The organism is Acidobacteriota bacterium (assembly GCA_020845575.1).
GTDB lineage: Bacteria > Acidobacteriota > Vicinamibacteria > Vicinamibacterales > Vicinamibacteraceae > Luteitalea.
Genome location: JADLFL010000075.1, coordinates 1 through 8,774, shown reverse-complemented (window position 1 = coordinate 8,774; position 8,774 = coordinate 1). Strand labels below are relative to the sequence as shown.

The following is an 8,774-nucleotide window of genomic DNA, read 5'->3' as shown; positions in this document are numbered from 1 at the left end:
GCGCGCCACCGCCGCGGCGGCGGCGACGCCGCACGCGAACGCCAGGCCGCGCGGATGGTAATAGCCTTCGAACGTATTGGCGCCGGTCTCCATGATGCGGTGCCGCAGCGTCACCGCCAGGCAGCCAGCGACGGCCGTCCACCGATGCCGGGCGAACCGCCGGCCCAGCAGCCACACGGCCAGGAAGAGCAGCGCAAGGCTCGCCAGGTGGCTGGCGAGAAACAACGTCTCGATCTTGATCCCGGAGTGCGTGACCAGCCACGCCGTGATCTCGTCGGTGACCATCAACCGTCCCTGCGCATCGATCAGCTGATCGTCGCGCGGGTAGAGCGCCGGGTCGGCCGCCTCGAGGATGGACGGCAGGTAGAAGGCCTGATCGGCGACGCCGAAGCGATAGCCCGCGGCATTGGCGACGGCGAGGGCGATGAGCAACAGGCCGCCGGCCGCCGCCGCGACGAGTGCCGCGACACGCTGCGTCACGAGATGAGACATGGCGGGAGCAGGCGGCGGGATCTCGGCGTCGGGTGCCGGCGAAGGAGTGGGCGGATCATGGCGCAGTCCTCCCAGTATGGACCCGACGGCCGGAGTGGGCGGCAGCGCGAGCTTACAATCTCGCGATGCTGTCTCGAACTCGATCGTCCGCGTTCTCGTGGTTCGTTCTCATCGCCCTCGCCGGAACCGGCTGCGCGACACGCACGTCAGGTCAGGTGGCGCCGTCGCCAGCTGTCACCTCGACGGGGCGGAGCACCGATGGCGTGGAGGCCCGTCACATCGACGCGCACATGCGGTTCCTGGCCAGTGACGCACTGAACGGTCGCGGCAGCGGGACGCGCGACGAGTGGATCGCCGCCACCTACATCGGATCGCAGCTCGCGGCGCTTGGACTCGAGCCGATGGGCGACGACGGGTGGTTCGTGCAGAAGATCGAGGTGCAGCGCTACGGCGTGAAGACGCCGTCGACGTTGACAGCCGGTGAGACGACGCTGACGCGCGGCCAGGACTTCCTGGTGCGATCGATCCCCGCCGATCGGATCGGCGGACCGCTGCTCCGCTACGCCGCCGGCACACCGGTGCCGCGGGGAGCCGTTGTCGTCGTGCCACCCAGCGCGGACGCACCGAGGCAACTGAGTGGCGCGTCACTCGTTCTGCGCCGGGCGACGAGCGCGCAGGCGGCCAACTGGGCGGCGATGACACGGCAGTTGCCGGAATGGGTGTCGAGCGAACTGGTCGGCGTGCCTCCGGCTCCATCGGCAGGATCGACAGCGGTGACGCTGCTCCCCGAAGCCTTCGACGCCATCGCCGCGCTCGCCGACGGCACGCGCGTGGAGTTGCGCACCGATCGCGTTGCTGCCACGCGCACCGCGACGTGGAACGCCGTCGGCCGCCTGCGTGGCACCGATCCGGCTGCCGACACCGAAACGATCGTGCTGTCTGCGCACCTCGATCACATCGGCGCCGCGGCGACCACTGATGGCGTGGCCGACACGATCAACAACGGCGCCGACGATGACGCGTCTGGCGTGACGGCGGTGCTGGAACTGGCACGAGCGCTGGTCAACGGACCTCGGCCACGCCGGTCGATCGTATTCGCGCTGTTCGGCAGCGAAGAGGCCGGCGGCTTCGGCGCCGGGTACTTCGTGGACCGTCCGGTGATCCCACTCTCCAACATCGTTGCGGACCTGCAGATCGAGATGATCGGCCGTCCCGATCCGAAGGTGCCTCCGGGCACGCTGTGGCTGACCGGCTTCGAGCGGTCGACGCTCGGCCCGCAACTCGCGGCGCACGGCGCCAATCTGGTGGCCGACCCGCACCCGCAGCAGCAGTTCTTCTTCCGGTCCGACAACATCCGCTTCGCGCTGCGTGGCGTAGTCGCGCACACGGTGTCGAGTTACGGCCTGCACACCGAGTACCACACGCCGGCCGACGAACTGCGCCACATCGACATCGCGCACATGCGCGACGCGATCGCGTCGCTCGTCGAGCCGGTACGCTGGCTGGCGAACGCGACGGAGAAGCCCGTGTGGAACGAGGGGATGAAGCCGTAGGCCCTGGCGGCCCGCGGCCGCGCGTCGCCGTTGTGTCGAGTACAGTCGACGGTATCAATTCTGTCGAGTAGGCTCGACACAATGGACGTCCTCGACGTCGCCCGCGACTGGAGTGTCGTGGCGAGCGCCGCAGGAGCGCCACGCACGCGCGCTCGATGGCTTCTACGGGCGCTTCCCGCAGGCCGCCGAAGCCGTCTTTGTCACTCGCGACACCTTCGCAAGCCTCGCGAACGGCACACTCATCGCTCCGGAGTGACGTCTCTCACTCCGCGAATCTGCAGAAGTCCTTCCGTGAACCTGCAATGTCGGTCACGTCAGGCGCGGAGGTGCGTGTCGAACCACGCGAACGCATCGTCCTGCATCTGCACGTTGAACTCGTGCCGTACGTCGTAGACGCGGCTCGTGAACCTGTCGGCCAGGCCCGCGCGCGCGTAGCTCTCCGCGATCGCCGTCACGGCCGCATCCATGCCGTCGCGGGGGAAGAGGCCGTCGCGGCGGCACTGCTGGACGAGCAGGGGCCGCGGCGCCGTGAGCGCCGCGACATCCGGCAGGTCGAGGTGGCGATGCAGGCCGGGCACGAAGTGCACCCATGAATGCGTGTCGACGTGGCGCCTCAGCATCGAACGGATCGTCGACATGAACCCGACGATGCATCCGGCGGAGATCCGTGGATCGAGTGCGGCGAGGAACAGCGAGCGCCATCCGCCGAACGACACGCCAACACAGCCGATACGCAATGGGTCGACTTCGGGCCGCGTGACGAGATAGTCCACCGTCCGCATGTCGTCCCAGGCGACGATGCCCGGCCAGCTCGGGCCGAGCACGGTCAGCGTCTTGGCCAGCGTCGATTCCTTCGTCCGGCACACCTGATTCAAGCGCTGCACATCGTCGACGCTGTAGGCCGCGCGGTCCCAGCCTGCTGCGAGATCGGCGTCCATCAGCACCCGGCGCTCGCCGAACATGAACGCGTCGATGGTGATCACCACGTACCCGCGTCGGACCAGCGCCGTGGCCGTCGGACGGCCGGCGTAGTTCTCGGCGTGATACCGCGTCATCGACGGGTGGTTGCGCCCGAAGTCGATCACCTTCTCCTTGCCGAACAGGAACATGCCGCCGTGCGAGTGCAGATCGACGATGGCCGGAGCGCGGCCGGTGAGCCCCCTGGGCACGTGGACGTACGCCGGCACACGGAACCCCGTCGTCGTGGAGAACACCACCTTCTCGCGCACGAAGTCGGGGCCCTCGTAGCGGTCGACCACCTCTGGTGCGGGGTCGACCGATGCCGGCTGGTATGCGTACGCATCGAGAATGGCGCGTCGCCCCGCGGTGGTGAACGCGTCCAGTGAGGAGAAGCCGCCGGACAGGAATGACCCGGGATATCGGGCCTCACGGCCGAGCGCATCGACGAAACCGAAGTTCGAGCCCAGGTCTGCGTTCGCGGCTGCCGTGGAGCGCGGCAGATCCGGCGGCGCTCCGGTACCAGCGCTCGTGATCGACGGCTGCGCGATCGCGCGAGCGGCGGGCGTGCCTGCGAGCCCGAGCGTGGTTGTCGCCGCGAGCGAATCGAGAAACGTGCGGCGCGTGACGTGACGTGCGTCCGGCATCCGCAGACTATAGCCGGACCCCGCACGGCTGCACGCCTGTGCCGGCGGACGAACACGTATACTGCCGACGTGCCGCCATCAGAGCCATGCGTCGATCGAACAGCCGTCTCGGTGCAGAGCCTGCGCGACGAGCCCGACGACCGGCGCTACTGGTGGTCGCGCACACCTGAAGAACGCCTCGCCGCCATCGAAACAATGCGCCGAGTGGTCTATGGACGCACCGCAACTACCGGACGACTTCAGAGAATTCTTGAGATTGCTCAACGCGTATCGCGTTGAGTAGCTGCTCGTCGGGGGGTACGCCGTTGGCCTGCACGGCTATCCACGCGCCACGATCGACCTCGACGTGTGGGTCGCCGCCACGCCCGACAACGCCGCGCAGATCGTCAGCGCACTGCACGAGTTCGGCTTCGACGTCCCGGCACTCGTGCCAGACCTGTTCCTGAGCTCATCCAGCGTCGTGCGATTCGGCACGCCACCATTCCGTATCGAGGTGATGACAGCCATCGACGGCGTGGAGTTCGATACCTGTCGCCAGAACGCGACTGACGTCGAGCTGGACGGTCTGCACGTGCCTGTCATTTCCTTGACCGATCTGAAGACCAACAAGCGTGCCGCCGGTCGGCACAAGGATCTCGCCGACCTGGACAACCTTCCCTGACGGGGTCGGTATCGGCCTTCCGGTGCCGGTCGCCACGTCGTGGCATGTTGTGTCTGACTAGCGGGCGTCCACGCTGTCGGCGCCCGCGTCGCGTGCGGCGGCCCGGCGATGGCGAGCCGCGCGACGCAGTCGCTTCAAACCCCAGACGAGCAATGCGACAACGACCGCCCATGGCAGCAGAGACGCCACGATGGACACGATCACCGCGGTGCTCTCCACCGCACGCGCGACGAACTGCTTGACCGCATCGCGCAGCGGACCGAACGTCTGCGTCGAGACACTCGGTGCGGGCGACTGGTACGCCACGGTGAGCGTCGACATGCTCACACGCCTGCGCATCACCGCCAGCGTCGACTCCGTCGCGTCGATCTCCGCCTGAACGCGCGCCAGCTCGCGCTCGACGGCAAGCAGATCCTGCAGCGACCCGGGGCGCGATTCGAGGAGCCGCATCAACCGGTCGCGCAGCGCACGCGACGCACGCAGGCGCGCCTCGCTGTCGACGATGTTGCGCGTGAGATCCTCGGTGGACGCCCCCCTGTGTACGAGCCTGCCACCGGCACCTGCCGCGTCGGACGCCACTGTCTGCATGAACACGCGCAGCCACTGCGGCTCGCCACGCACCGTGAGCTGGCCGCTCATCTGGGCGTCCGGCTCGCCATCGCGAGACGATCCCATGAGCTGACAGCGCGCTTCTCCCGCCGCCTGACACGCGGCGAGGTGGCCGTCCATCACCGCCGCGAGCCGAGTGCCCGGGAGCTCCAGTCGCTGGCTGTACGCGTACGCCAGATAGCTGGTCGCAGTGTCGGCCTGTACCGCCTCGGGACTGACGGACCCGTCGCCTCCACGCGCCTGAGCGTCGCTCGCCGGCGCCGGTGCCGCCATGCTCTCCATGGCGCCCGCGGGTTCTGCCGAGACGCGTGACGCACGTATCGCGCCTGGTGCGTTGTCTGACCAGCTCGCATTGCCTCCACCGCATGCCGCCACGACCAGTGTTGCGGCGGCGATCGTCCATCGTGCGTCCATGGTGTCTCCCGCGGCTCTCCGGCGCGCAACGCGCCGCGTGCGATGTGAGCGGAGCCGCATTGTTCAACGCCGGGCGGCACCGGCCCGAACACGTGCGGCGAGATCCCGGCGAGGCATCGACCGTGTATCGGCGGCGTGATGGACGTCTGGTTGCCCACGCGCGCCGCTCGACACACAATGCGCGGACATGACAGGTCATCGCCTGAGGCTCTCGTTGCTCGCCGCCCTCGTCTCGACCGTCGCGGGCCTGCACGCCGCGCCGCCCGGGGACGCCTGGTCACGCGTCGCCACGACGTTCCGCGAGCGGGTGCAGCAGGCCGGCATCGTCGGCGCGAGCGTGGTGTTCGTCAAGGACGGCGCCGTTGCGCACGAGACGGTCGTGGGACTTCAGGACCGAGGGACGGGGAGGCCCGTGGATCGCGACACCATCTTCCATTGGGCGTCGATCACCAAGACGTTCACCGGCGTGGCGATCATGCAGCTGCGCGATCGCGGTCTGCTCTCGCTCGACGACCCCGTGGTGAAGTACGTCCCGGAGTTGCGCGACGTCCACAATCGGTTCGGCGACATCTCGCAGGTGACGATCCGCCACCTGATGTCTCACACAGGCGGTTTCCGGGCAGGCACCTGGCCGTGGGGCGGCGATCGACCGTGGCATCCGTTCGAGCCGACGCGCTGGACGCAGCTTGTCGCGATGATGCCCTACACCGAGCTGCTGTTCAGGCCGGGTACGCAGTACAGCTACTCGAATCCCGGCGTGATCTTTCTCGGCCGGATCATCGAGTCGCTCTCCGGCGACGACTACGAGGTGTACGTCACCAAGAACATCCTGATGCCGCTCGGCATGACGCGGACGTTCTTCGACCGCGCGCCTGCCTATCTCCGTGCGCATCGTTCCCACAGCTACAGCGGCGCCGCCGGGGATCTCCGCGAGCAGCCCTTCGACTTCGACTCCGGCATCACGGTGTCCAACGGCGGCCTGAACGCGCCGCTGCCGGACATGGCGGCGTACCTGGCGTTCCTCATCGACGGCAACGAGACGATCCTCGCGCCCGCGTCACTCCTCGAGATGGCTACGCCGCAGATCGCGGCCAGGGACGGCGAAGGCACCAGCGGCGCAGACGTTCGGGCAGGACTCTCGTGCTTCATCGAGCGGCATGACGGCGTCGAGCTGGTCGGACACAGCGGCAATCAGAACGGCTTCATCTCGCACCTCTACGTCCACAGGCCGTCGCGTTCCGGCTATGTCGTGTCGTTCAACACGCACGTGACCGAGGCCTCCGATCCGCGCAACACGACGCGAGCCGTGGACGACAGCCTGCGCGACGCCATCGTCAACGCGTATTGGAAGGCCGAACGCTGATCGGGCCTGGCCCGGAGAGCCCGGCCGACGGATGCGGAGGCACTACGTCGCGATCACGCGCACGCGGGCGGCGAACTCCGTGTCTGGCGAGGTGCGGAGCGGGCGGCCGCTGGCGACCGTCACGTTGCGCACCGTCACCCGCTCGGTGGGTCGATACGGGAACGGCCGCGGCGACGCGTCGCTCCCGGAGCCGTTCGGGTCGGTGAACAGATACGGTCCCTGATAGTCCGGAGGGGCGTGGCTGTCATCGATCGCCAGGCCGTCGACAGCGATCTCACGCGGCATGAAGCACGGGTAGCCGAAGTCGTGCCGGCCGTCGTTGTTGGCGCTGATCAGATACGGCTGGATCGGCGCACCGCATCCGGGACGCCAGCGGCAGTTGCGGATCGCGACCGTGCCCTCCCATGTGCTGCCGTAGTCGCTGCGCAGCGAGAGGAACGCGCGGCCGTTGAGCGTGGAATCCTCGACCGTCAGCACGCCGCGACCGATGGCGTTGAGCCCGGCGTGACCCAGCGTGCAGCGGCGGATCGTGTACGTGCCTGAGACGCCCTGGTGCGTGTCCATGCGCGAGAGCGTGCAGTCGTCGAGCAGGATGTTCTTGCAGAAGTTGGTGCCGATCACGCCCCAGCGCGTGGCGTCGCAGATGTCGTCCATGCGAACGCCGCGCAGCGTGACGTTCACCACGTCGCTGGCGTTCAGGTCGTAGCTGCCCATGCGCACCGGCTCGCCGATCGCTCCGATCGTGGAGTAGGTCTTGTGGCCGCTCACGACGCAATCGCGCAGTGTGACGTCGGCGCATCGCCTGACGTGGAGGAATCCGCTGTAGGGATGGCCGAACTCCCCTTCACCCGTGACGTGATGCGTCAGGCCCTGCACAAGGGTGCGTGAGCGCGTGATCGCGATGTTGCGCGCCCAGTAGTTGTAGCCCTTCGGCTGCCGCATCCGATTGGCGATGGTGGTGAAGACGCCGCCCGTCAGCACGAGCGGACGTTCGTCGATCGGACGGGCCTCGACCTCGGTCACCACCGGATAGTCCCAGTCGATGTCGCCCTCGATGGTGCCGTCGCGGCGCAGGATGAAGCAGTCGTGCGGGGGCGTCCCGGCGTTCTGGTTCAGACCACGGCGGATGTAGACGCGCGTCCTGTCGTGCTGCACACGCACCCAGCAGTCGCGTGGAGGCTCGACGTCGAGCCGGCGCTGGTCCCGCTTCAGCGTCGTGATCGCCAGTGGAACGGGCTCGAGCCGCGAGCGCACGGAGAAGAGCGACGCGCCATGGTTCTCGACGTCGGTGTCGTCGATGATGAAGCGCGATGTGCCCCAGTCGGTGTCGGTCGTGACGACCGCCGTGAGCGCGCGCCGGCCGAGATGATACGTGGCGCCTGGCCGGGACCGCACGGGCACACCGCGCGCGTTGGCGGCCGCGTGCGCCTCGACGATCGCGGGCAGGTCGTCGGCCTTGCCGTCGCCGATCGCGCCGAATGCCTCGTAGCTCACCGCCTCCTCGACCGCCGCCGCTGCACGCCGCGCAGTCACTACCGTCGCCGACATCCCTGCCGTCAACCCGAAGAGGAACGCCCGCCGTCCGGGTACAGCCGTATCGGCCACGCTCGCAGGAACGTGAGTGCGCGAAGACGAGAACGAAGACATGTGGGCACTCTACTATCGACCAGAGCTCGAGCGTACGGGGCAGGCGGCCAGTTGCGCCGGCATAGAATGGCTCGGCTTGGAGCCTGATGCCGTTGCTTGCGACGCATCAAGCGTACCGAGCTCGACCAGTGGATCGACGCGCAGCCGCGCGGTCGGGACGGGAGACGCGATGGCGACGCGTGACACAGGGGCGAAGAAGGCGGGCGCGAAGAAGGGCTCCACGTCCGATGCCGTGGTGGGCTTCGAAGAGAAGCTCTGGCAGATGGCGGACAAGCTCCGCAACAACATGGACGCGGCCGAATACAAGCACGTGGTGCTTGGGCTCATCTTCCTCAAGTACATCTCGGACGCGTTCGAGGAGAAGCACGCCGCGCTCACGGCCGACAAGACGTCGGGCGCCGACCCCGAAGATCCCGACGAGTACCGCGCCG

9 protein-coding genes are annotated in these 8,774 nt (G+C 68.2%); 5 read left to right on the top strand and 4 right to left on the bottom strand.

The features are described from left to right. Positions 1-492 (bottom strand): hypothetical protein (locus tag IT182_19090; GenBank protein MCC6165457.1); only part of this gene is annotated, 492 nt, incomplete at its 3' end. Between the two features lie 695 nt (positions 493-1,187). Here IT182_19090 and IT182_19085 point away from each other — a divergent pair. Next, positions 1,188-2,045 (top strand): M20/M25/M40 family metallo-hydrolase, encoded by an 858-nt coding sequence (locus tag IT182_19085; protein ID MCC6165456.1) that lies wholly within the window; start codon positions 1,188-1,190, stop codon positions 2,043-2,045. 112 nt (positions 2,046-2,157) lie between these two features. Further along, on the top strand, positions 2,158-2,301 hold the full coding sequence (locus IT182_19080) for a hypothetical protein (GenBank protein ID MCC6165455.1): 144 nt from the start codon (positions 2,158-2,160) through the stop codon (positions 2,299-2,301). Between the two features lie 58 nt (positions 2,302-2,359). Here the strand turns inward: IT182_19080 and IT182_19075 are convergent, their stop codons facing one another. After that, positions 2,360-3,649, bottom strand: a complete 1,290-nt coding sequence (locus IT182_19075) for a hypothetical protein (protein ID MCC6165454.1) — start codon at positions 3,647-3,649, stop codon at positions 2,360-2,362. Positions 3,650-3,995: 346 nt separating this feature from the next. Here IT182_19075 and IT182_19070 point away from each other — a divergent pair, with 346 nt between their 5' ends. After that, positions 3,996-4,310, top strand: a complete 315-nt coding sequence (locus IT182_19070) for a hypothetical protein (protein MCC6165453.1) — start codon at positions 3,996-3,998, stop codon at positions 4,308-4,310. Between the two features lie 57 nt (positions 4,311-4,367). On the opposite strand, the gene IT182_19065 is transcribed toward IT182_19070, so the two are convergent. Then, on the bottom strand, positions 4,368-5,333 hold the full coding sequence (locus IT182_19065; protein MCC6165452.1) for a DUF4349 domain-containing protein: 966 nt from the start codon (positions 5,331-5,333) through the stop codon (positions 4,368-4,370). Positions 5,334-5,520: 187 nt separating this feature from the next. Here IT182_19065 and IT182_19060 point away from each other — a divergent pair, with 187 nt between their 5' ends. Then, a complete protein-coding gene (locus IT182_19060) occupies positions 5,521-6,696 on the top strand; it encodes a beta-lactamase family protein (GenBank protein MCC6165451.1) in 1,176 nt (391 codons plus the stop codon). Between the two features lie 42 nt (positions 6,697-6,738). Here the strand turns inward: IT182_19060 and IT182_19055 are convergent, their stop codons facing one another. Further along, positions 6,739-8,301 (bottom strand): hypothetical protein, encoded by a 1,563-nt coding sequence (locus IT182_19055; GenBank protein ID MCC6165450.1) that lies wholly within the window; start codon positions 8,299-8,301, stop codon positions 6,739-6,741. 211 nt (positions 8,302-8,512) lie between these two features. On the opposite strand from IT182_19055, the gene IT182_19050 reads away from it, so the two are divergent. Beyond that, positions 8,513-8,774, top strand: a 262-nt coding sequence (locus tag IT182_19050) for an SAM-dependent DNA methyltransferase (GenBank protein ID MCC6165449.1), incomplete at its 3' end; no start/stop codon positions are given.

What these genes read in the sequence shown, in the direction of transcription:
- IT182_19085 (MCC6165456.1), top strand. Translation starts at nt 1,188, where the DNA reads ATGACACGGCAGTTGCCGGAATGGGTGTCGAGCGAACTGGTCGGCGTG.
- IT182_19075 (MCC6165454.1), bottom strand. Translation starts at nt 3,649, where the DNA reads ATGCCGGACGCACGTCACGTCACGCGCCGCACGTTTCTCGATTCGCTC.
- IT182_19065 (MCC6165452.1), bottom strand. Translation starts at nt 5,333, where the DNA reads ATGGACGCACGATGGACGATCGCCGCCGCAACACTGGTCGTGGCGGCA.
- IT182_19060 (MCC6165451.1), top strand. Translation starts at nt 5,521, where the DNA reads ATGACAGGTCATCGCCTGAGGCTCTCGTTGCTCGCCGCCCTCGTCTCG.